Here is a 22,193-nt window from a genome sequence, read left to right on the forward strand (position 1 = left end):
GGCCCAGGACTGTAGCGTTGGAGTCCCAGAAGACCCAATTTCAGGTTTCGACCTTCACGGGCCCACGCCCGTCCGACCGGAGAGCAGGCGACATGACCACCCATTCACCGCAGGGATTCGGCTACCGGGCCCGCCGCACCTTCACCCGGCTCGTCGTCTTCCTCGTCATCCTGGGCCTGGGCGGCGGCGTCGTCTTCCTCCTGGGGCAGCTCAACGCCCGCACCTTCACCGTCGTGCAGGAGAACGGCGAGCTGGTGGTGATGAAGGGCCGCGCCATGCCCACGGGCGCCGCCGCCTACCGCCCCGGGGACCCGCGCCTCGCGGACGCCTACGCCCCGCTCCCCCTGGAGGGCCAGGACGTCACCCTGCTGACGCAGCAGAAGTTCACCGACCGCGACGACCTGGACCGCGCCCTCTTCCCCCTCCTGGAGAGCCTGGCCCGCCCGCGCATCGCGTCCGGCGAGCCCGCCAAGGTGGAGCGCGGCCTCTACTACCTGCGCCGCGCGGAGAAGCTCTCCGGCATCACGGAGGAGCAGCACCGCAGCCTCCAGTCCATGCTCACCGACGTCGCCTTCTACCAGGCGCGCCAGAAGCTGGAGGACGCCCGCCGCCTCGTGTCCGAAGGGCTGGCCCAGCTCAAGCTCGCAGCGCAGACGGAGAACCGCCACGCCCGCGCCGCCAACCAGATGCTCACCACCGTGGGCCCCACCGCCCGCGACCTGGAGGAGGCCCTGCGCCGCGCCGTCCACAGCGAGAGCGCCCCGGACAACACCCCTGTAGCACCGGCGCCCCGCCCGCCCGCCCCGTCACCCGCCGGTGACGCCTCCGCCACGCCGCCGTCCGCCGCCCCAACCCCCGACGCGGGCGCCCGGCCCTGATCTCCAGGGGTTGGGTGAGGGGGTCAAAAAGACGGGGCCCGACCGGCCTTTGCGCGCCTGTAAATGTCGACCGGAAGACGCCGGGAAAAGTGCCGGTGAGTGATCATAGATTGCAATGATCGATCCGACCTGCCCGGCAGGTTTACACAGGATCTTGCGTTGACACACCGGGTGACCCCCCATAGCTTGGGTCTCCTCTGTTGCTCGCCCGCCACCCCGGGGGCACGCTCACGGAACCCGGAGGCTGGTGTGGTTTTCTTGCCTGACACACACATCTGCCTGACAATTCGCTACATGTCGGGTTGTTGTCGCCAAGCCCGTGGATCCTGATCGGAAGTAGTCCCTCCCTGCCATCTCCGGAGTCATCACCCACGGGGTCTGCCCACCCCCCGGTGGCTCCGCTATTGCCTTGTCCTGGAAGTGAGACGCCCGTGACCGTCCAGACGCCCTTCAAGCCGAACGTCGTCGCCTCGCCGCCCCCCGACTCCGCCGCCGTGGCGCCCGCCACGCAGGCCCCGTCGGCCCCCGGCGACTTCGCCACCACCATGCGGGTGAAGAAGCGCAACGGCACGGCGGAGCCGGTGGACCTCAACAAGATCGTCCGCGCGGTGGGCAAGTCGTGCGTGGGCCTGTCGCGCGTGGACGTGATGCGCGTGGCCACCAAGACCATCAGCGGCCTGTATGACGGCGCCACCACGCGGGAGCTGGACAGCCTGTCCATCCAGACCGCCGCGGCGCTCATCGTGGAGGAGCCCGAGTACGCCCGGCTCTCCGCGCGCCTGCTGTCCACCTTCATCCAGAAGGAGGTCAGCAACCAGGACATCCAGTCCTTCAGCCAGTCCGTCGCCGCCGGCCACAAGCACGGCCTCATCGCGGACCGCCTGCTCACCTTCGTCCAGGCCAACGCGCGCAAGCTCAACGCCGCCATCGACCCGGTCCGCAACGACCTGTTCGAGTACTTCGGCCTGCGCACCGTCTACGACCGCTACCTGCTCAAGAACCCGCAGACGCGCGAGGTGATCGAGACGCCGCAGGACTTCTTCCTGCGCGTGGCGTGCGCCCTGTCCGGCGACAACGCGCGCGAGGCCATCGAGCTCTACCGCCTCTTCAGCTCGCTGGAGTACCTGCCGTCCTCCCCCACCCTGTTCAACTCCGGCACGCGCCACGAGCAGCTCTCCAGTTGCTTCCTGCTGGACTCGCCGGCGGACGAACTGGACGCCATCTACAAGAAGTACTCGGACATCGCGATGCTGTCGAAGTTCAGCGGCGGCATCGGCGTGGCGTACCACCGCGTGCGCGCGCGCGGCTCGCTCATCAAGTCCACCAACGGCCACTCCAACGGCATCGTCCCGTGGCTCAAGACGCTGGACGCGTCCGTGGCGGCGGTGAACCAGGGCGGCAAGCGCAAGGGCGCGTGCTGCGTGTACCTGGAGACGTGGCACGCGGACATCGAGGACTTCCTCGAGCTGCGCGACAACACCGGTGACGAGGCCCGCCGCGCGCACAACCTCAACCTGGCCAACTGGGTGCCGGACCTCTTCATGCGCCGCGTGGAGGCCGACCAGGAGTGGAGCCTCTTCGACCCGAAGACGACGCCCCACCTCACCGACCTCTTCGGCGACGCCTTCGAGAAGGCCTACGTCGCGGCCGAGGCGCAGGGCCAGGCCGTGCGCAAGGTGAAGGCGCGCGACCTGTACGCCCGGATGATGAAGGTGCTGGCCCAGACGGGCAACGGCTGGATGACCTTCAAGGACATCTCCAACCGCAAGAGCAACCAGACCGGCCAGCCGGGCAACGTCATCCACCTGTCCAACCTGTGCACCGAAATCCTGGAGGTCACCAGCCAGGGTGAGACGGCGGTGTGCAACCTGGGCTCGCTCAACCTGGGCCGCATGGTGAAGGACGGGAAGTTCGACTTCGACCTGCTGCGCTCCAACGCGATGCTCGCGCTCAAGCAGTTGGACCGCGTCATCGACCTCAACTACTACCCCATCCCCACCGCCGCGGACTCCAACCGCCGCTGGCGCCCGGTGGGCCTGGGCCTGATGGGCCTCCAGGACGTCTTCTTCCAGTTGCGCCTGCCCTTCGACTCCGTGGAGGCGCGCAACCTGTCCAAGAAGATTTCGGAGGAGATCTACTACGCGGCGCTCGTGACCTCGTCCGACCTGGCGGAGCAGTTCGGCGCGCACCCGGCCTTCCCGGAGACGCGCGCGGCCAAGGGCGAGCTCCAGTTCGATAGCTGGGGCATCGTCCCGGAGGACACGCTGCGCTGGGACGCGCTGCGCTCGCGCATCATGAAGGTGGGCCTGCGCAACTCGCTGATGATCGCCATCGCGCCCACGGCCACCATCGCGTCCATCGCCGGCTGCTACGAGTGCATCGAGCCGCAGGTGTCCAACCTCTTCAAGCGCGAGACGCTGTCCGGGGACTTCCTCCAGGTGAACCGCTACCTGGTGCGCGACCTGCAGCAGTTGGGCCTCTGGAACGAGAACACCCGCAACCGCATCAAGCTGGCGGAAGGCAGCGTGCAGGACCTCACGGAGCTGCCCGAGGAGCTGCGCGCCATCTACCGCACCGCGTGGGAGATCCCCATGCGCTCGCTCCTGGACATGGGCGCGGACCGCGGCGCCTTCATCGACCAGAGCCAGTCGCTCAACCTCTTCGTGGAGACGCCCAACATCGGGAAGCTGTCCTCGATGTACTTCTACGCGTGGCAGAAGGGGCTCAAGACGACCTACTACCTGCGCTCGCGCCCGGCGACCCGCATCGCCAAGGCCACCGTGGGCCAGGGCGGCCCGACGGTTGCGGCCGCCCCCTCGCCCGCGCCGCAGATGGTGACGGCGGAGGCGGAGGCGGTGGCGTGCTCGCTGGAAAACCCCGAGGCGTGCGAGGCGTGCCAGTAGCCCCTGGCCGTCCCCACCCCACCCGTCCTTCGTAAGGGAGTACCGAAGCAATGCTGCTTGATCCGGGAATGAACCTGACGCTGCGCCCCATGGCGTATCCCGTCTTCTTCGAGATGTACCGCAACGCCATCAAGAACACCTGGACGGTGGAGGAGATCGACTTCTCCACGGACCTGGTGGACCTGCGCTCGAAGATGACGGACGCGGAGCGTCACCTCATCCACCGGCTGGTGGCCTTCTTCGCCACGGGCGACTCCATCGTCGGCAACAACCTGGTGCTCAACCTCTACAAGCACCTGAACGCGCCCGAAGCGCGCATGTACCTGTCGCGCCAGCTCTACGAAGAGGCCCTGCACGTCCAGTTCTACCTGACGCTGCTGGACACCTACGTGCCGGACCCGGCGGAGCGCGCCAAGGCCTTCGCGGCGGTGGACAACATCCCGTCCATCCAGCGCAAGGCGCGCTTCTGCATGAAGTGGATGGACAGCATCCAGGCGCTGGATCAGGTCCGCTCCAAATCGGACCGCCGCCAGTTCCTCCTGAACCTCATCTGCTTCGCGGGCTGCATCGAAGGCCTCTTCTTCTTCGCGGCCTTCGCGTACGTGTACTTCCTGCGCAGCAAGGGGCTGCTCAACGGCCTGGCCGCGGGCACCAACTGGGTGTTCCGCGACGAGTCCGCCCACATGGCCTTCGCCTTCGAGGCCATCCAGACGGCGCGCAAGGAGGAGCCGGACCTCTTCGACGCGAGCCTGGAGAAGGACGTCGTGCAGATGATGCGCGACGCGGTGGAGTGCGAGACGCAGTTCGCCCAGGACCTGCTGAGCGGCGGCGTGATGGGCCTGTCGGTGCAGGAGATGCGCGGCTACCTGGAGTACGTGGCCGACCAGCGCCTCCAGATGCTGGGCATGGCCCCCATCTTCCACACCAAGAACCCGCTGCACTTCATGGACCTGCAGGACGTGCAGGAGCTCACCAACTTCTTCGAGCGCCGCGTGTCGTCCTACCAGGTCGCCGTGGGCGTGGGCGCCGCCAACGACGTCGTCTTCGACGCCGCCTTCTAAGGCCCCCTCCCCTGCTCCACACACTCAAGGCCGTGCCCCGCGTCGAAGCGAGGCACGGCCTTCGTGCTTTCAACCCGCCTCAGACAGGGCGCTCCACGTCGCGCCGGCCCACCACGCGCTCGCGGCGCTCCTCGTCCGTCGCCTGCTCCGCGCGCGCGGCGGTAATCTGCACCGCCGGACGGTGCATCAGCCGGTACACCGCGGACGCGAAGGCCGCCCCCAACAGCGGCGCGATGATGAACAGCCACAACTGGCGCAGGGCGTCCCCTCCGGCGAAGAGCGCCGGGCCCAGGCTGCGCGCCGGGTTCACCGACGTGTTGGTGACGGGGATGCCCACCAGGTTGATGAGCGTCAGCACCAGGCCGATGGCCAGGCCCGCGAAGCCCACCGGCGCGCGCGAGTCCGTCGCCCCCAGCACCGTCAGCACCAGCAGGAAGGTGAGCGCGACCTCCGTGAGGAACGCCGCCCCGCCGCCATACCCCTCCGGCGACGCCACCCCGTAGCCGTTGCTGCCCAGCCCCTCCGCGCCCGCGGAGTAGCCGCCCGGCGCGCCCTTCGCGATGAGCAGCACCACGCCCGCCGCGACGATGGCGCCCACGCACTGCGCGATGACGTAGCCGGCCACATGCCGCTTGTCGAACTTGCCCGCCATCAAGAGGCCCACCGTCACGGCCGGGTTCACGTGGCAGCCGGAGATGGGGCCTATCGTGTAGACCATGGCCAGCAGCGACAGCCCGAACGCGAAGGCCACGCCCAGGAAGCCGATGCGGTCGCCCGCCAGCACCGCCGCCCCCACGCCGCCGAGCACCAGCACGAACGTGCCGACGGCCTCCGCCAGGTACTTCTGCATCGCGTCCCCGCCCGCGGTCGCCGTCCGCGGGGGAGCCCTCACGCTCCCGTCTCGCATGGTCAAGCCTCCTTGAAGTGTCCAGAGGAGAGGCTGTGCATGCGTGCGCCCCGCAACGCATGAGGGCCCTGCCCACGGCCGCCGTGCGGCGCGTGAACGGGGCCCTCGCAGTCCCGAGGCCCCCGCCCCGGAGGGAGGGGCACCCGGGCTCATCAAGCGCCTCTCAGGCGTGCTTCCAGATGCCGATGAACGGCAGGTTCCGGTACTTCTCGCCGTAGTCCAGGCCGTACCCGACGACGAACTTGTCCTCGATGACGAAGCCCTTGTAGTCGATGTCCACCTTCGTCTTGGCCCGCGCGGGCTTCTCCAGCAGCGAGCAGATCTTCACCGACGCCGGGTGGCGCGCCCGGAGGTTCTCCAGGAGGAAGCTCATGGTGAGCCCCGTGTCGATGATGTCCTCGATGACGAGCAGGTGCTTGCCCGCCATCGGCTTGGACACGTCCGTGGTGATGCGCACCTCGCCCGTGGACTCCGTGCCGCCGTGGTAGCTGGCCACGCCCAGGAACTCGAGCGTCAGCGGCAAATCAATGGCCCGCGCCAGGTCGATGGCGAAGAACGCGGAGCCCTTGAGCACGCAGATGAGCGTCAGCTCCTTGCCCTGATAGTCGCGGGTAATCTGCGCGCCCAGCTCCTTCACGCGCGCCTGCACGGCCTCCTCGGAGATGAGGACGCCGACATCCTTCTCGTGGAACGTCGTCACCGGGTGCTCCCTCTACACGTAGGCGTTGTTCATGATCTCCCCGAAGCCGCCGCCGCCGGGGACGATGTACTGCCGGTCATCCAGGCCCCGCTCCTTCTCCCAGAGCAGGCCCGGCGCGGTGCCGAACACCTCCGGCGGGGACAGGCCGCGGTCCAGACGGAGCGCGTAGATGATGACGTCCGGGTGCTCCGTCGTCATCCGGCGCAGGTACTCCGGCGTGACGATGAGGTTGAGCGTGATGATGCGCCGGGCCTTCCCGGGCACCCGCGTCTTGTACAACTGGATGGCCGTGGACAGGCTGCCGCCCGTGGCCCCCATGGGGTCCGGGAACAGCACGAACGCGTCATCCACGTCCCCGCCAATCTTCGCGCCGCCAATCTCCGACCCCACCACCGCCTGGGCCGCGTCGATCATCCGGCTCATGATGATGTGGTCCTGGCGCACCAGGGACGGATCCACCGTGAAGTTGAGCAGGTCGTACGTCACCTGCGACGGCAGCGTGCCCGCCCGCGCGATGTTCACCGTCACCACGCGCAACTGCGGGTCCACCACCTCGCCCTGGTAGATGCCCAGGGGCGTGGAGTCGATCATCCGGGTGGGGAGGGTGACCATCTTGCGCGGGAACTCCGCGTTGATGACCGTCTTCACCAGGTCCGTGTAGAGCTGCTCCACCAGCCGGTTGATCTGCGGCTGCAGCGTGCCCTTGGCGCACAGCGTGGCCAGTTGGGAGAGGAGAAACGGATTTCCCACCAGATGGACGTTGGGCCCATAGTGGTGGGTCATCTCGTTCAACTTGAAGGGCACGTTCGCGTACAGGGTGTCGCGCATCGGATGGGCTCCCGCGCCGGGCTTGCGGCGGCGTGTGGCTTCAGTCGAACAGCTTCAGCGTCTGCGGAGGGCTCGCCTCCGCGGGTTCCGCCACGTGACACTTGCGGCAGCGCGGCTCGTAGGCACCCGCCGCGCCCACCACCACCCGCTCCTCGCTGCCAATGATGCGCTGCGAACGGTTGGCCGGGTTCCCGCACACCGCGCAGATGGCCAGCTCCTTCGTCACGTACTCCGCCACCGCCATCAACTGCGGCATGGGTTCGAAGGGGCGCCCCTGGTAGTCCTGGTCCAGGCCCGCGCAGATGACGCGCATGCCCCGCTGGGCGAGCGCCTCGCACACCTGCACCACCTCTCCGCCCAGGAACTGCACCTCGTCGATGCCCACCACCTGCGTGTCGGGGGACAGGTGCCGGAAAATTTCTTCAGCCCTTTCGATGGGCAGGGACGTCAATTTCAACTGGGAATGGCTCACCACCTGCGTGTCGTCATACCGGGTGTCGATGCGCGGCTTGAACACCCGCACCTTCTGCCGGCCGTACAGCGCGCGCTTGACGCGGCGGATCAACTCCTCCGTCTTGCCGGAGAACATGGATCCGCAGATGACCTCTATCCACCCGATATCTTTGGGGAATTGATGCAAGGGACGCTCGGTGGGGGTGTGGCTGGGCGGGGTCAATCTCCGCGACCCACCCCTTCCCGTCAATTTCGTTTCCAGCCCGGCAAGTCCCCCCACCGCCGCCTGCCCGGCTGCTTCCCGTGAAGTCCCGGAAGCCCTGGCAAGGGATTTGAATAGCCCTGGCCCCGGGTCGCAGGACGGGAACCTTGGGGGTGGGGCGTGGCGGCGACGGCGAATGAGGTGCAGGCGGGGAGTTGGGCGCAGCAGGCTTCTTTCTACATGTCACCGGCGTCGGTGGCGCTCTTGCTGCTGAACCTGCTGGACGGGCTCTTCACCCTGCTCTTCCTGCAGTTGGGGGTGGCGGAGGAGCTCAACCCGGTGATGCGCGTGGCGTACGAGCAGTCACCGCTGCTCTTCATGTTCTCCAAGCTGCTCATCGTGAACGCGGGGCTGTGCCTGCTGTGCCTGCACCGCCGGCTCAAGGCCAGCCGCTTCGCCATCCGCGCGGGCGCCGTCGTCTACGCCATCATCGTGGTCTACCACCTGGCCTTCCTTACCCACCTGGTGAGTCACTGGCCCTTCGGGGCATGACGGCTAGCGGAGCAGTGAACGGTCCCCAGCGCGACAGGTAGGGGGTGCTTGATTTTCACCTTCGGTCTGTCCCAGGCTTCCCCGTAGCTCCGGCCTTCCAGGTTCGGGGGGGGACCATGAACATCACCGACGTCCGGGTGTTTCCGGTCGAAGAGGACAAGCTGAAGGCGTACGTCACCATCACCCTGGATCACTGCTTCGTCGTGCGCGACCTGAAGGTGATCCACGGCTCCACCGGGCTCTTCATCGCGATGCCCGCGAAGAAACGGAAGGACGGGACCTACAAGGACATCGCTCATCCGCTGAACGCGGACACCCGCAGCCAGATGGAGCGGGTCATCCTCATCGAGTACGAGAAACACCTTCACCAGGCGCAGAACGGGACGCTCGGTCCCGTGGCGGCTGAACTCGACTAACGAACTTCCATTCGGGGCGCTCACGGGTTAGTCAGCGCCCCCATGCAGCCGTCGCGTGACTTCAAGGTGTTCGCCGGGAACTCCAACCCGGCGTTGGCGCATCGCATCTGCGAATACCTCCAGCGTCCCCTGGGCAAGGCGACGGTGGATACGTTCTCCGACGGGGAGATCCACGTCGAGATCGGCGAGAACGTACGTGGACAGGACGTGTTCATCGTCCAGTCCACGTGCCCGCCGACGAACCATCACCTGATGGAGCTGTTGATCATGTGCGACGCCCTCAAGCGGGCGAGCGCCGGCTCCATCACGGCCGTGATGCCGTACTACGGCTACGCGCGGCAGGACCGGAAGGTGGCGGCCCGCACGCCCATCACCGCCAAGCTGGTGGCGGACATGCTGGAGGTCGCGGGGGTCAACCGGGTGGTGTCCATGGACATGCACGCCGGGCAGATCCAGGGCTTCTTCAACATGCCCTCGGACCACCTCTACGGCTCGCCGGTGTTCCTGGAGGACATCCGCAAGCGCTTCCCGGAGTCGAGCGAGCTGGTCATCGTCAGCCCGGACGCCGGCGGCGTGGAGCGCGCGCGCGCCTACTCCAAGCGGCTGAACACGGGGCTGGCCATCATCGACAAGCGCCGCCCGCGCCCCAACGCCTCGGAGGTGATGAACCTCATCGGCGACGTGAAGGGCAAGGACGCCATCCTGGTGGACGACATGGTGGACACCGCGGGCACGCTCGCCCAGGCGGCGCTCGCGCTGAAGGACAAGGGCGCGCGCCGGGTGCTCGCGTACGCGGTGCACCCCATCCTGTCCGGCCCGGCCATCCAGCGCATCACCGACTCCGTCCTGGAGGAGGTCGTCTTCACGGACACGGTGCCGCTGGCGGCCAACGCCAAGGCCTGCCCGAAGATCCGCGCCCTGCAGACGGACGCCCTCTTCGGCGAGGCCATCGCGCGCATCCACCGCGCGGACTCGCTGAGCTCGCTGTTCGTCTGAGGCAGGCGGCCGCCTGGAGTCCGGGCGGCTTGACGAAGGACCCCGGGGGCTGGCATGTCCGGCCCCCTCCACCGGTTCCATGGGCCTCCCAAACGGCCCGGGCGCCGTCTTCGGGGCCCACCATGGGGGTGGGATGCCGAGGGCGCCCAGACGCCGGTGAACACCGCGGTACCCACCGAAAAAGAGAGCCTTCCATGGCCACCGACAAGAGCACCCTCGAAGCGCAGGCCCGTGACAACTCCGGCAAGGGCGTTGCCCGCCGCCTGCGTGCGTCCGGCCAGGTCCCCGCCGTCGTCTACGGCAAGCACCTGAAGGCGCCGCTGCACATCTCCGTGGACCCCAAGGGCATCCGCACGGCCATCAACACCCCGCACAAGCTGAACACGCTCATCCAGTTGAAGCTGGCGGGCAACGAGCAGCAGGTCCTCCTGAAGGACTACCAGATGGACCCGCTCACCCGCGACATCCTGCACGCGGACTTCATCGCCGTGAGCGAGAAGGAGCAGGTCAAGGTGAACATCCCCGTGGTGCTCACCGGCAAGGCCGCGGGCGTGGCGGACGGCGGTCTGCTCACCCAGATTCGCCGCAACCTGGAGGTCTGGGCGCTCCCCGGCGCCATCCCGCTCCAGATTGAGGTGGACGTCACCAACCTGAAGATCGCGGAAGCCCTCCACGTGAACGACGTGAAGCTCCCCGAGGGCGTGTCCGTGAAGACGCACGTCAACTACACCATCGCGACCATCGCCGCGCCGGAAGCGGCGGAGGCGGCTCCGGCGGCGGCCGCGGCGGCCGCGGCCCCGGCGGCGGGCAAGGCGGCGGACGCGAAGGCGGGCGACGCGAAGGCCCCCGCGGCGGCCGCGGCCAAGGCCCCGGCGAAGAAGTAGTCCCCTTCCGCCGTTCAGTGTCTCTTCGCGGGGCGGGCCTCTTCCAGGGCCTGCCCCGCTGTCTTTTTCCGGGTGTGGGCCCCTTCAAGCCCCACCCTCCTTCCGGAGCCGTCCATGAAGCTCATCTGCGGGCTGGGCAACCCCGGGCGCGAGTACGAGCGCCACCGCCACAACGTCGGGTTCATGGTGGTGGACGCGCTCCTGGCGCGCGCCCGCGCGGAGCTCACCCAGGACAAGTTCCAGGCGCGGGTGGGCCAGGGGAGCCTGGGCGGCGAGCGCATCCTCTTCGTGGAGCCGCAGACGTACATGAACCTGTCCGGGCGCTCCGTGGCGGAGGCCGCGCGCTTCTACAAGATCGCGGTGCAGGACGTGCTCGTGGTGCACGACGAGCTGGACCTGCCCTTCGGGCGGCTGCAGCTCAAGGCGGGCGGCGGCGCGGGCGGGCACAACGGGCTCAAGAGCATGGTGCAGTGCCTGGGCGAGGACGCCTTCATCCGCGTGCGGGTGGGCATTGGCAAGCCGGAGGGCCCCAACGCCAAGGAGCGCGTGGCAGGCTACGTCCTGTCCAACTTCGACGACGGCGAGCGCCGGCAGTTGGAGGAGCTCATCGGCAAGGCGGCGGACATGGCGGAGAGCTGGGTGCGGGACGGGCTGTCCACGGCGATGAACCGCCACAACCGCCGGGCCTGAAGCGCCCGGACCTACGGCGCCCGGCCGCCCGCCCCCCTGCCTCCGCTTGACTTTCCGCAAGGGGTCCTCTTAGAAGCCCCTTCCCCCGGAGTGCGTCCCACGCGGTCCGGTGGATGTTCTTTCAAAGCTTCCCGTGTTCACGCACGGGCCAAGGCGCGACGGTGACGGGCGCGCGAGAGGATTTCCCGTCCCCGGTGGTGGCCTTCGAGGGCCTCCGGCCGTTTCCCCGCTCCCCGGATGGTCCGGGGGGCACTCGACCCCAAGGGGAGAGAAACATGGCAGAGACGCAGGCCGCCAAGCGGCTTCGTGAGTACGAGACCATCTTCCTGGTCAAGCCGGACGTGACCGACGACAACGTGGACAAGCTCAAGGAGCGCGTCCGCGGCATCGTTTCGCGTGAGGGCGGCAAGGTCCTCCGCTTCACGGTGTGGGGGAAGAAGAAGACGCTGTTCCCCGTGGCCAAGCAGCCCCGCGCCATCTACGTCCACACGAGCTTCCTGGGTGACGGCAAGCTGGTGGCGGAGATCGAGCGCAACCTGCGCAACATCGACGACGTGACGCGCTACATCTCCGTGAAGATCGCGGACGAGGTGGATCCCGAGTCGCGTCCGGTGCTCGAGGACCTCAAGCTGGCCGGCGACGTCGAGGAGACCCGTCCGGGCGCTCCCGCCGAGCGCGAGGGTGGCTTCCGCGGCGAGTCGGCTGAGTTCGCGGGTGGCGATTCGGAAGAGGAGTCCGCCGAGGAGGCGTAACGCCTCTGTCGGGACCTTCCCCCAACCTTCCAGGAAACGAGAACGTTCATGAGCAACGGCATGGATAGCAAGCAGGGCGCGGGCGCTTCCCGCGGCCCCGGTGGTGGCGGCGGCTACGGCGGCGGTTCGCGCGGTGGCGACCGTGGTGGTGATCGCGGCGGTGACCGCGACCGCGGTGGTGATCGCGGCGACCGCGGCGGCATGGGCGGCGACGACGACAAGCGCGGTGGTCGTGGCTTCGGCCGCAAGAAGGTCTGCCGGTTCTGCGCGGAGAAGAACGCGTCGGTGGACTTCAAGGACCAGGCGACGCTGAAGTACTTCGTCACCGAGCGCGGCAAGATCATCCCCCGCCGCATCTCCGGCAACTGCGCGAAGCACCAGCGTGAGGTGGCGGTGGCCATCAAGCGCGCCCGCGGCATCGCGCTCCTCCCCTACAACGCGGTGGTCGGCTAGCCGCCGGTCCGCAACACAGGAGACAGGAACATGAAGGTCATTCTGCGTGAGGACATCGACAACCTCGGCAAGTCCGGCGAGCTCGTCACGGTGAAGGACGGCTTCGGCCGCAACTTCCTGCTGCCGCGCAAGAAGGCGGTCCTGGCGAGCGAGCAGAACCTGCGTCAGCTCGAGCACGAGAAGTCCGTGCAGACGGCGCGCAACGCCAAGCTGAAGGGTGCCGCCGACGAGCAGGCCAAGAAGCTGGGCGCCGTCAAGGTCACCATCAAGCGCAAGGTGGGCGAGCAGGACAAGCTGTTCGGCTCCGTCACGGTGCTGGACATCGCCGAGGCGCTCGCGGCCCAGGGCCAGCAGGTGGATCGCCGCCAGCTCCACCTGGCCGAGCCCATCAAGTCGCTGGGCAGCTACGACGTGGAGCTGCGCCTGCACCGCGAGGTGACGGCGAAGATCAAGGTCGACGTGGTGGCCGAGTAGTCCACCGCATCACCTGAAGCGCTCCATCGCTTCAAGGAGAGGGCCGTCCGGGCAACCGGGCGGCCCTTTTCGCGTCTCCAGGCTCCGCGCCCGTCCGGCTCGCGCCGCGGGCGGTCCGTTTCACGGCATCCGCGTGGAGCCCGGAGCGCGGGCGTGGGTACTTCAGCGGCGGACACCGCCTGGAGGTCCCCACCGCATGAGCGCCCCACCCCGCCCCACCGCCGTGCACCACCCCGACCTGGACTGGCTCCGGGTGCTGGCCATCGTGGTGCTGCACCTGTTCCACACCGGGATGATGTTCAACACCTGGGAGTGGCACATCAAGAGCCCCCAGCCGCTGCCGGTGCTGGAGCCCGTCATGGGCGTGCTGCACCTGGTGCGCATGCCGCTCCTGATGGTCATCTCCGGAGCGGGCACCGCGTTCGCGCTCCGGCGGCGCTCCTTGAGGGCGTTCACGAAGGACCGGACGAAGCGGCTGCTCCTGCCGCTGGTGTTCGGCATGTTCGTGGTGGTGCCGCCGCAAATCTACGTGGAGCGGCTGTTCCAGGGCCGCTTCCAGGGCAGCTACGCCGCGTTCTACCCGACGGTGTTCGACTTCGTGCCCTACCCCGCGGGCAGCTTGAGCTGGCACCATCTGTGGTTCGTGGCCTACCTGTTCGTCTACTGCCTGCTGGCCCTGCCCCTCTTCGCGGCGCTGCGCACGAAAGCCGGGGAGCGGTTCCTCGCGGCGGCGGACGCGTGGCTGTCGCGTGGGGTGAACGTGCTGTGGCTCGGGGTGCCGTTGGCGCTCAACCGGGTGCTCCTGCGCGACTTCCCGGAGACGCACGCGCTGCTGGATGATCCGCGCACCTTCCTGCACTACGGCCTGCTGTTCCTCTACGGCCACCTGCTGGGCCGCTGCCCGGGCGTGTGGGACCGGCTGGTGGCGCTGCGCCACGGGCTGCTGGCGGTGGCCCTGGCGGCGCTCTTGGTGGAGCTGGTGTGGCCGTGGCCGGTGATGCCGGTGGTGCCCGCCATCGTGGGGGGCACGGTGCTCATCTGGAGCGGGCTGCTGACGGCGATGGCGTGGGCGCGGCACCACGTGCGCACGTCCCCCGCGTGGCTTCCGCACGCGCAGGCGCTGTCGTATCCGTTCTACATCTTCCATCAGACGGTCATCGTCTGCGTGGGCTACGTGTGCCTGCGCCTGCCGGTGGGTCCCTGGGCCATGCTCCTCGCGGTGCTCACGCTGTCCTTCGCCCTCACGCTGGCGCTGTGCGAGGGCGTGTCCCGCGTGTCGTGGCTGCGGCCGCTCTTCGGGATGAAGCCCCGGGCCGCGCGTCCGGCCGTCCTCGCTCCGGAGGCCGTGGGGTGACGGCCCGGGCGGACGTTCCCTCCTCGCGGTGGCGCTGGCCCCGGCCGCGGACGCGCCCGGCGCTGAAGCTCCTGGCGTTCGGGCTGGTCCTGGGCGTGTGGCAGGGCAGCGCGGTGCGGCTGATGCAGCTCATGCGGCCGGAGCCCGGCCACTGGGCACCGGCGTTCATCTGGGAGATGACCAGCGCGCTCGCCGTCACGCTGCTGCTCCCGGTCCTGATGACGGCGGTGCTCAACGCGCCGTCGCCCCGGGTGGGCTGGGCGCGCTTCCTGGGCATCCACGCGGCGGCGTTCACGGTCTTCACGTCGCTGCACATCGCGCTGATGGCGGGGCTGCGGCACGGCGTCTACGCGCTGATGGAGCTGGGGGACTACGACCTGGGGCCTCCCGTGTACGCGCTCCCCATGGAGGCGCAGAAGGACCTCATCACCTACGGCCTGGGCTGCGCGGTCATCGCGCTCCTGTACGAGTGGCGGGAGCGGCAGGCCCGCGCGCTGCGCTCGGCGGAGTTGGAGGGGGAGCTGCGGGCCGCGCAGCTCCAGTCCCTCACGGGCCAGTTGCACCCGCACTTCCTCTTCAACGCGCTGCACACCATCGGGTCGGTGATGTACGAGGACCTGCCGCGCACGGACCGGCTGCTGAGCGACCTGGGCCAGTTGTTGCGCGCGAGCCTGGAGCGCACCGAGCCCACCTGGACGCTGGCCGAGGAGCGCGGGCACACCGAGCGCTTCGTCGCACTGCTCGCGGCGCGCTTCGGCGACCGGCTGGAGGTGCGCTGGGACGTGGCGCCGGGCCTGGAGTCCCAGCGCGTGCCCTGCTTCGCGCTCCAGACGCTGGTGGAGAACGCGGTGAAGCACAACCAGGACCTGCGCGGCGCGCTGGAGGTGCGCATCCGCGCGCGTGCGGAAGCGGACCGCTGGGCGCTGGAGGTGGAGGACACCGGGCGCGGCTTCGGGGCGGCCTCCCCTGCCTCCGGGCCCGGCGTGGGCCTGACGCAGTTGGAGCGCGTGCTCACGCTGCTGCACGGCGACCGGGCCCGGCTGGAGCGCGGCGCGGGGCCGGAGGGCGGCGCGCGCGTGACGGTGTGGCTGCCCCGCGAGGCGGCCCGGGTGGAGGCGTCATGACAACGCGCGTGGCGACGCGGACGCATCCAGCGCGCCGGGAGGAGGACTCGTGACGGTGTTCCGCGTGCTGGTGGTGGACGACGAGGCGCCCGCTCGCGCGAAGGTGAAGCGCCTGCTGGCGGCGGACGCGCGCTTCACCTGCGTGGGCGAGGCCGGGGACGGGACGGAGGCGCTCGCGCGCATCGAGGCGCTGCGGCCGGACCTGGTGGTGCTGGACGTGCAGATGCCCGGCCTCACCGGCTTCGAGGTGTTGGAGGCGCTCGGGCCGGACGCCTGCCCCGCGGTCATCTTCTCCACCGCCTACGAGCGCTTCGCGCTCCAGGCCTTCGAGGCCCACGCGGCGGACTACCTCCTCAAGCCCTATGACGCCGGCCGCTTCACCCGGGCGCTCGACAAGGCCCATGCGCTCCTGAGCGCGGGGACGCACGGCTCCGCCGCGCTGGACGCCCTGCTCGCCACGGTGGCGAAGGCCCGCCCGGAGCGCCCCCTGGAGCGGCTGGTGGTGAAGGTGGGCGAGGGCTGGGTCCCCCTGCGCCTGGACACCGTGTGGCGCCTGTCGTCGGAGGACAAGTACGTGCGGCTCTTCACCGCGCAGGGCGAACACCTGGTGCGCCAGACGCTCCGGGCCCTGGAGGAGCGCCTGGACCCCACCCGCTTCGTGCGCGTGCACCGGGGCGACCTGGTGAACCTGGAGGCCGTGGCCCGCCTGGAGCCGTGGACCCATGGGGACGGCATCCTGGTGCTCAAGGACGGCTCCACGGTGATCCTCAGTCGCACCTACCGGGAGGCCTTCCTCCAGCAGTGGGGCGCCGCTGAATAGCCCGACGCGCCGGGTCGCTTCACCCGGAGGCCGGGCGGAGGTCCCACGGCGGGTCGCGGCATCCCTCCGGGACCTACCGGGTGCTACAGGTCTGTTGCCTGGAAACTGGACGTCCGCTGGAACGTGTCAGACGCTGCCTGTAGAGGTTCCAAGCAGCCATGCAGAACGTCCTGGACGGTAGGGAAGGACGGCGGGTCCACGAGGATCTCGCCGCGGAGCGTGCGGTGCTGGGCGCCGTGCTGGCGGACAACGGGCTCATCACGCCCGTGGCGGAGGTCGTCCACGCGGACGACTTCGCCAGCCCTTCGCACGCGCAGATCTTCGCCGCGATGATGCGGCTGGATCAGCAGAGCAAGCAGGTGGACCACCTGACGCTCGCGGAGGAGCTCAAGGTCCTGGGCCAGCTCGTCGCGGTGGGCGGCCCCGCGTACCTGATGGGCCTGGACCAGGTCGTCCCGCTGGCGGCCAACGCCGTCCAGTACGCCCACATCGTCAAGGACCAGGCGCTGCGCCGGCGCCTGGCCAACGTGGGCCGGGAGATTCAGGACCTCGCCAGCCAGGAGACGGGCGAGCTGGAGGTCCTGCTCGACGAGGCCGAGCGCAAGGTCTTCCTCCTCGCGGAGAAGAAGCGCGAAGGCGACCTGCGTCCGGTCAGCGAGCTGATGGAGCAGACGCTCGACCTGCTGGACAAGATGAAGACCGCGGCGACGGGCGTGACGGGCCTGTCCACGGGCTACATCGACCTGGACAACCAGCTCACCGGCCTGCACGCCGGTGAACTCATCATCCTCGCGGCGCGTCCCGGCATCGGCAAGACGTCCTTCGCCATGAACATCGCGGTGCACGCGGCGCTGAAGGAGAACAAGGCCGTCGGCATCTTCAGCCTGGAAATGCCCGCGGATCAGCTCCTCATGCGTCTGCTCGCGTCCACGGCGCGCGTGGACATGAAGAAGCTGCGCGGCGGCCGGCTGTCCCCGCACGACGAGGAGAAGTTCCAGGAGATGGCGGGCGCGCTCTACAACGCGCCCATCTACATCGACGACTCCGGCGGCCTGTCCCCGTTCGACCTGCGCGCGAAGGCGCGGCGCGTGAAGCAGAAGGACCCGCGCCTGTCGCTCATCGTCATCGACTACCTCCAACTGATGCACCAGAAGGGCAAGGTGGAGAGCCGCCAGTTGGAAGTGGCGGAGATCTCCCGCGCGCTCAAGCAACTGGCCAAGGAGCTGGAGGTGCCCATCATCGCGCTCAGCCAGCTCAGCCGTAAGGTGGAGGAGCGCAAGGGCGGCAAGCCCATGCTCTCCGACCTGCGTGAGTCCGGCTCCATCGAGCAGGACGCCGACGTGGTGATGTTCATCCACCGTGAGACGGAGGAGGACGGCGAAGGGGGTGGAGGAGGCGGCGGCGGGGGTGGCGGCGGCGGCGGCGGCGGGGGCGGAGGCGGCAACACCGTCATCCCCGTGGAGCTCATCGTCGCCAAGCAGCGAAACGGCCCCATCGGGTCCGTCGAGCTGGTGTTCCTCGCGGAGTACACGCGCTTCGAAAGCCGCGCCCGGAGCGAGTAGCCCCCCGTTGGCTCTTCAGTCCCGGCCGGTGCGCAGGTAGCCCGTGACGTGCTCGCGGGCCGCCCGCACCGCGGCCTCCGGCCCCGTGCCCCGGCCCAGCTCCGCCGCCAGCGCGGACGCCAGCCGGCAGCCCGTGCCCCGGCGCTCCGGGGGCCGCTTCAGCCGGCGCCCCCGCATCACCACCGTGCGCCCGGAGTACGCCAGCACGTCCGCCAGCCCCTGCCCTTCTGGCAGGTGCCCGCCCTTCACCAGCACCGCGCCGAAGCCGCGCTGACACAGCGCCTCCGCCGCCTCCCGGGCGTCCTCCACCGTGCCCAGCGCGGGCCGGCCCAGGAGCCACGCGGCCTCCTCCAGGTTCGGCGTCACCAGCACGCGCGGGCCCGCGAGCGCCAGGTAGTGCCGGGGCGTCAGCCGTGACAGCGCCTGCCCCCGGGACGAGCGCACCACCGGATCCACCACCCACCACGCGTCCGCGCCCTTGAGCGCCGCCTTCGCCGTGGCCAACTGGGACGCTCCGGGCACCACGCCCCACTTCACCGCGTGCAGGGGGCCCCACTCGCGCGCGGCCGTCACCTGCGCGGCCAGCATGCGCGGGGACGCCGGCACCACCGCGAAGGTGTGCGAGCCCTGCGCCGTCTGGGCCGTGGGCACCGCCACCGCGTCGCCGCCCCGCGCCCGCACCGCGGCCACGTCCGCGAGCAGCCCCGCCCGGCCCGTGGGCTCCAGTCCCGCCAGCAGCAGGACGCGCGGCCTCACCGGCGGTGCTCTCGCGCCTTCTGCACCAGCGCCTTGTAGACGCCCAGGTGCACCGGGATGGTCCCCAGCATCAGCTCCGGGTGCCACTGCACGCCCAGCGCGAAGGTGTGCGCGGTGGACTCGATCGCCTCCACCACGCCGTCCGGCGACACCGCGCTCACCGTCACGTCCGTGCCCGGCTTGTTCACCGACTGGTGGTGCGTGGAGTTCACCATCAACTGCCCGTGCCCCACGGCCTCCGCCAGCAGCGTGCCGTTCTTCACCTCCACCGGGTGCTGCGGCTGGGTGCGGTCGTGCTTCTGCTCGTGGTCGCGAGCGCCCGGAATCTCCCGCGGGATGTCCTGGAACAGCGTGCCGCCCAGCACCACGGCCAGGAGCTGCATGCCCCCGCACACGCCCAGCACCGGCAGGTTGCGCTTGAGCGCGCCGCGGATGAGGTGCGCCTCGAAGGCCGTGCGGCCCTCCTTCAGCGGCCCCATGCCCTCGCGGACCTCCTCGCCATACGCGGACGGAGGGATGTCGAACGCGCCACCCGTCACCACCAGCCCGGACACCCGCTCCAGGTAGGCGTCCACGCAGGACGGATCATCGGTGTACGGCAGCACGAAGGGCAGGCCCCCGGCGCGCAGCACCGCCTCCGCGTAGGGCACCTTCAGTTCGTAGCGGGGAAAGGCGGAGTCGGCCGGCTGGGCCCAGTCCGGCGTGAGGCCGATGTTGGGACGGCGCGGCGTCGTCCCGTGATGACGCGGAGGCGGATGGTTCATGGTGGGGGCGCTGCCTTGGGGTTAGAGGCCAGTCCCCCGCGCGCTGTCAAACGCCGCCGAGAGCTGACGCACGCGCTCGGCGATGTCCTGGGCGAGCAGGGCGTCGGACACCACGGCCGCGCCGTGCGCCCCCGCCGCCGCCACGCTCGCGATGTTCGCCAGCCCCACGCCGCCAATGCCCACCACCGGCAGCGGGCTCTCCGCGACCACCCGCCGGAAGGCCTCCAGCCCCAGCACCGGCGCCGCCACCACCTTCGTCGTCGTGCCGAACAGCGGCCCCACGCCCACGTAGTCCGCCCCCGCCGCCCGGGCCGCCCTCGCGCCTTCCGTCCCCCGCGCCGTCACGCCCACGTAGCGCCCCGGGCCCAGCAGCTCCCGCGCCGCCTCCGGGGGCAGGTCCTCGTCCCCCACGTGCACCCCGTGCGCGTCCGACAGGAGCGCCAGGTCCACCCGGTCGTTGATGAGGCACACCGCGCCCGCCCGCCGGCACAGGGCCACCACCGCCCGGGCCGCCGCCAGGGCCTCCCCGAGCGGCGTGTGCTTCATGCGCAGTTGGAGCACCCGGGCACCGCCGTCCAGCAGGCGTCCGGCCTTGTCCACCAGGGACAGCTCCGGGCGGACGCTGTCGTCGCACAGCAGGTAGGCACCTGGGGGAAGCGGGAGGCGGGGCGAGACGTTCATCGGTTTCCGGGACTGGGACACCAGCGTTGACAGGCGCCCCTCCTGCTATAAGGTGCCGCGCTGTTTTCCAAGCAATTCCGAGGATTTGAATCATGGCCGATGGCATCAACCCGAAGCACCTCGACAAGCGCACCGCCGAGCGCTACCAGCGCAGCGGCCAGGTGGACGAGGAAGCCTACAAGAAGCACCTCGAGGAGCTGCCGGACGTGGCCGACAAGGCCGTCCCCATCGACACGCAGATGGACGGCGACATCGACGACGACTTCGATGACGAGGACGAGGACGACACGGACGACGACGCCTCCGACGAGGACGACGCGGACGAGTCCGACGACGCCGACGAGCCGGCCGACGAAGAGGACAAGGCGTCCGAATGAGCCCTTCGGAGAAGCGGGGTGAGACCTTCGTGATGACGGGGGAAGCGAGCCCCGCCTCCGAGGAGTCCCTGTCGTTCAGCACCTTCATCGTCGGGCTGGGTTCCGCCGTCCTCATCCACCTGGGTGGGGCGCCGAACCCGGAGACGGGCCGCATGGAGAAGGACCTGCCTTCGGCCCGGCAGAACCTGGACCTCCTGGCGATGCTCCGCGAGAAGACGCGCGGCAACCTCACCGCGGAGGAGGAGAAGCTGGTGGACAACCTCCTGTCCGACCTGCGCCTGCGCTACGTGGAGGCGAGCCGGAAGTGAAGCCCCCTGAAGTCACCCGCCCGGGGGGGTTGCCCCGGGGTGTGCGGATCGCCGCCGGGCTGTGCCTGATGCTCTCCACCCTGACGGGGTTCCTCGCCTGCAGCGAGGCCTCCGTCATGATGAACTTCGAGGCCCACCGCGAAGCGCAGCGCGAGCACACGCCCACCCTCGCCCTCCTGGGCAAGGACCCCGCCGTCACCCAGGCCATCATGGAGGCGCAGTTGTCCGCGCTCTCCCCCATGCGCGAGTCCCGCGCCCTGGTGCTGACCGGGCTGACGGTGGCCTGCACCCTGCTCTTCTTCGCCTCCAGCCGCATGCTGCGCTCCCCGGACGGCATCCCCCGGGACGGCTTCCGGCAGTTGCTGGGCGGAGCGGGCATCTTCGCCGCGCTGATGCGCACCATCGACGGGGCCCAGTGGACCGTCGTGGCCCGCCACACCAGCCAGGCCATGGTGGAGGGGCTCAAGGCCCTGCCGGAGTTCCAGGACCCGGCCGCGGCGCAGCAACTCTACGCGCTCGTCCCGTCCCTGATGACGCTCAGCGCCATCCTGCCCACGGTGCTCGTCGCCGGTGGCTTCGCCGTGCTCGCCCAGTACTTCCGCAGCGAGGGCGTGCGCGAGGCCATCGTCACGCTCGACGGGCCGACGGAAGACCCCTGAAGTCCGAACAGGGCTGACGCGGCGCGGCGCGGACAGGCGGTCCGTACCGCTTCAGCCCGCGTCCGTCTCCGCGCGGGGCAGCGCGGGCCCCAGGAGCAGCGCCTCCAGGGCGGCCATCGCGTCCGCCTCCGAGACGGCGGCCGAGCCCTCCAACGGCAGCACGCGGGCCAGCGGCGCCTGGGGGATGCGCAGGAGCTCGTCCCGCGTCAGGCCGAACACGTACGCCAGGTGCCCCATGGGCCAGCGGGACTGGAGCCGGGCGAAGGCCGCGTCATCCAGCTCCTCCAGGGGGCACGGCAGCTCGGCGTCCTCGTACACCACCTTCTCCCCACCCACCCGGCGGCCGTTGCCGTAGGCGATGACCTCTTCGCCCTCGTCCGCGTCGTACACGTAGGCGTGCACGGTGGCGTTGGCGGCGGCGGACAGCAGGCGGGCCAGGGCGTGGTGCGCCGCGTACCAGTGGGCGCCCTGCCGGCCCTGGGAGAAGGGCCCCAGGAAGGCCAGGCGCACCACCTTGCGGCGGCGGTTGATGGTGACGCGCAGCGCCGTGGCGGCCGGGGCGCTGTCCATCGACAGGGCCTCCCGGGCCAGACGCACCAGCGCCAACCCGGAGAAGGTGTCGAGTCGAACGAGATAGCC

Annotated in this window: 26 protein-coding genes; 18 read left to right on the forward strand and 8 right to left on the reverse strand. The window is 69.8% G+C overall.

Going from position 1 to position 22,193, the window contains the following annotated elements:
• Positions 1-92 precede the first annotated feature (92 nt).
• The 3 genes from K8556_RS20950 to K8556_RS20960 all read left to right on the forward strand — a co-directional run bounded on the left by K8556_RS20950 (position 93) and on the right by K8556_RS20960 (position 4,842).
• Positions 93-878, forward strand: coding sequence for an IF-2 protein (locus K8556_RS20950; RefSeq protein ID WP_223741842.1), 786 nt, complete (start codon positions 93-95; stop codon positions 876-878).
• Between the two features lie 545 nt (positions 879-1,423).
• Positions 1,424-3,781 carry a ribonucleoside-diphosphate reductase subunit alpha gene (locus K8556_RS20955; RefSeq protein ID WP_223741892.1) on the forward strand — a complete coding sequence of 786 codons (2,358 nt, stop codon included), beginning with the start codon at positions 1,424-1,426 and terminating at the stop codon, positions 3,779-3,781.
• A 50-nt stretch (positions 3,782-3,831) separates the two neighbouring features.
• Positions 3,832-4,842 carry a ribonucleotide-diphosphate reductase subunit beta gene (locus tag K8556_RS20960; protein ID WP_370639950.1) on the forward strand — a complete coding sequence of 337 codons (1,011 nt, stop codon included), beginning with the start codon at positions 3,832-3,834 and terminating at the stop codon, positions 4,840-4,842.
• 79 nt (positions 4,843-4,921) lie between these two features.
• Here K8556_RS20960 and aqpZ read toward each other — a convergent pair whose 3' ends face one another.
• The 4 genes from aqpZ to K8556_RS20980 form a co-directional block, all read right to left on the reverse strand.
• Entirely contained in the window at positions 4,922-5,749 is an 828-nt protein-coding gene (gene aqpZ, locus K8556_RS20965; protein WP_223741844.1) for an aquaporin Z, read from the reverse strand.
• Positions 5,750-5,912: 163 nt separating this feature from the next.
• Complete coding sequence (hpt, locus tag K8556_RS20970; protein WP_223741845.1) at positions 5,913-6,449, reverse strand: hypoxanthine phosphoribosyltransferase; 537 nt, start codon at positions 6,447-6,449, stop codon at positions 5,913-5,915.
• Positions 6,450-6,461: 12 nt separating this feature from the next.
• Positions 6,462-7,277, reverse strand: a complete 816-nt coding sequence (locus K8556_RS20975; protein WP_223741846.1) for a uracil phosphoribosyltransferase — start codon at positions 7,275-7,277, stop codon at positions 6,462-6,464.
• A 40-nt stretch (positions 7,278-7,317) separates the two neighbouring features.
• On the reverse strand, positions 7,318-7,917 hold the full coding sequence (locus tag K8556_RS20980; RefSeq protein ID WP_043321219.1) for a thymidine kinase: 600 nt from the start codon (positions 7,915-7,917) through the stop codon (positions 7,318-7,320).
• A 255-nt stretch (positions 7,918-8,172) separates the two neighbouring features.
• Between K8556_RS20980 and K8556_RS20985 the strand changes: the two genes are divergently transcribed.
• The 12 genes from K8556_RS20985 (at position 8,173) to dnaB (ending at position 18,009) form a co-directional block, all read left to right on the forward strand.
• Positions 8,173-8,484, forward strand: coding sequence for a DUF5658 family protein (locus K8556_RS20985; protein ID WP_223741847.1), 312 nt, complete (start codon positions 8,173-8,175; stop codon positions 8,482-8,484).
• A 116-nt stretch (positions 8,485-8,600) separates the two neighbouring features.
• Positions 8,601-8,900: a septation regulator SpoVG gene (spoVG, locus tag K8556_RS20990; RefSeq protein WP_014395244.1), complete on the forward strand. Its 300-nt coding sequence runs from the start codon at positions 8,601-8,603 to the stop codon at positions 8,898-8,900.
• Between the two features lie 42 nt (positions 8,901-8,942).
• The gene (locus K8556_RS20995; protein WP_014395243.1) at positions 8,943-9,896 is read left to right on the forward strand and encodes a ribose-phosphate pyrophosphokinase; all 954 of its coding nucleotides are present in this window, start codon (positions 8,943-8,945) and stop codon (positions 9,894-9,896) included.
• 194 nt (positions 9,897-10,090) lie between these two features.
• Positions 10,091-10,780, forward strand: coding sequence for a 50S ribosomal protein L25/general stress protein Ctc (locus tag K8556_RS21000; RefSeq protein WP_223741848.1), 690 nt, complete (start codon positions 10,091-10,093; stop codon positions 10,778-10,780).
• Between the two features lie 114 nt (positions 10,781-10,894).
• Positions 10,895-11,470: an aminoacyl-tRNA hydrolase gene (gene pth / locus K8556_RS21005; protein ID WP_223741849.1), complete on the forward strand. Its 576-nt coding sequence runs from the start codon at positions 10,895-10,897 to the stop codon at positions 11,468-11,470.
• Between the two features lie 275 nt (positions 11,471-11,745).
• Positions 11,746-12,222, forward strand: coding sequence for a 30S ribosomal protein S6 (gene rpsF / locus K8556_RS21010; protein ID WP_223741850.1), 477 nt, complete (start codon positions 11,746-11,748; stop codon positions 12,220-12,222).
• Positions 12,223-12,270: 48 nt separating this feature from the next.
• Positions 12,271-12,675: a 30S ribosomal protein S18 gene (gene rpsR / locus K8556_RS21015; RefSeq protein WP_014395239.1), complete on the forward strand. Its 405-nt coding sequence runs from the start codon at positions 12,271-12,273 to the stop codon at positions 12,673-12,675.
• Between the two features lie 30 nt (positions 12,676-12,705).
• Positions 12,706-13,149: a 50S ribosomal protein L9 gene (rplI, locus tag K8556_RS21020; protein ID WP_014395238.1), complete on the forward strand. Its 444-nt coding sequence runs from the start codon at positions 12,706-12,708 to the stop codon at positions 13,147-13,149.
• Positions 13,150-13,345: 196 nt separating this feature from the next.
• Positions 13,346-14,503, forward strand: a complete 1,158-nt coding sequence (locus tag K8556_RS21025; RefSeq protein ID WP_223741851.1) for an acyltransferase — start codon at positions 13,346-13,348, stop codon at positions 14,501-14,503.
• Positions 14,500-15,627: a histidine kinase gene (locus K8556_RS39815; RefSeq protein ID WP_223741852.1), complete on the forward strand. Its 1,128-nt coding sequence runs from the start codon at positions 14,500-14,502 to the stop codon at positions 15,625-15,627. The genes K8556_RS21025 and K8556_RS39815 overlap by 4 nt, the downstream gene beginning before the upstream one ends.
• 49 nt (positions 15,628-15,676) lie before the next feature.
• Complete coding sequence (locus K8556_RS21035) at positions 15,677-16,447, forward strand: LytTR family DNA-binding domain-containing protein (protein ID WP_223741853.1); 771 nt, start codon at positions 15,677-15,679, stop codon at positions 16,445-16,447.
• 158 nt (positions 16,448-16,605) lie between these two features.
• Positions 16,606-18,009 (forward strand): replicative DNA helicase, encoded by a 1,404-nt coding sequence (gene dnaB / locus K8556_RS21040; protein WP_223741854.1) that lies wholly within the window; start codon positions 16,606-16,608, stop codon positions 18,007-18,009.
• Positions 18,010-18,024: 15 nt separating this feature from the next.
• Here the strand turns inward: dnaB and K8556_RS21045 are convergent, their stop codons facing one another.
• From K8556_RS21045 to thiE, 3 genes are read right to left on the reverse strand one after another with little or no spacing between them, the layout of a single operon-like run.
• Entirely contained in the window at positions 18,025-18,765 is a 741-nt protein-coding gene (locus K8556_RS21045; protein ID WP_223741855.1) for a bifunctional hydroxymethylpyrimidine kinase/phosphomethylpyrimidine kinase, read from the reverse strand.
• Positions 18,762-19,529 (reverse strand): gamma-glutamyl-gamma-aminobutyrate hydrolase family protein, encoded by a 768-nt coding sequence (locus K8556_RS21050; protein WP_223741856.1) that lies wholly within the window; start codon positions 19,527-19,529, stop codon positions 18,762-18,764. The genes K8556_RS21045 and K8556_RS21050 overlap by 4 nt, the downstream gene beginning before the upstream one ends.
• Before the next feature lie 21 nt (positions 19,530-19,550).
• Positions 19,551-20,210 (reverse strand): thiamine phosphate synthase, encoded by a 660-nt coding sequence (gene thiE / locus K8556_RS21055; RefSeq protein ID WP_223741857.1) that lies wholly within the window; start codon positions 20,208-20,210, stop codon positions 19,551-19,553.
• Between the two features lie 92 nt (positions 20,211-20,302).
• Between thiE and K8556_RS21060 the strand changes: the two genes are divergently transcribed.
• From K8556_RS21060 to K8556_RS21070, 3 genes are read left to right on the forward strand one after another with little or no spacing between them, the layout of a single operon-like run.
• Positions 20,303-20,587, forward strand: coding sequence for a hypothetical protein (locus tag K8556_RS21060; protein WP_223741858.1), 285 nt, complete (start codon positions 20,303-20,305; stop codon positions 20,585-20,587).
• Positions 20,584-20,895, forward strand: coding sequence for a DUF1844 domain-containing protein (locus K8556_RS21065; protein WP_223741859.1), 312 nt, complete (start codon positions 20,584-20,586; stop codon positions 20,893-20,895). Before K8556_RS21060 ends, K8556_RS21065 begins: the two co-directional genes overlap by 4 nt.
• Positions 20,892-21,554, forward strand: coding sequence for a hypothetical protein (locus K8556_RS21070; RefSeq protein ID WP_223741860.1), 663 nt, complete (start codon positions 20,892-20,894; stop codon positions 21,552-21,554). The genes K8556_RS21065 and K8556_RS21070 overlap by 4 nt, the downstream gene beginning before the upstream one ends.
• Positions 21,555-21,605: 51 nt before the next feature.
• Here the strand turns inward: K8556_RS21070 and K8556_RS21075 are convergent, their stop codons facing one another.
• Complete coding sequence (locus K8556_RS21075; RefSeq protein ID WP_223741861.1) at positions 21,606-22,124, reverse strand: hypothetical protein; 519 nt, start codon at positions 22,122-22,124, stop codon at positions 21,606-21,608.
• Positions 22,125-22,193 lie beyond the last annotated feature (69 nt).

The organism is Corallococcus sp. AS-1-12 (assembly GCF_020036995.1).
Lineage (GTDB): Bacteria > Myxococcota > Myxococcia > Myxococcales > Myxococcaceae > Corallococcus.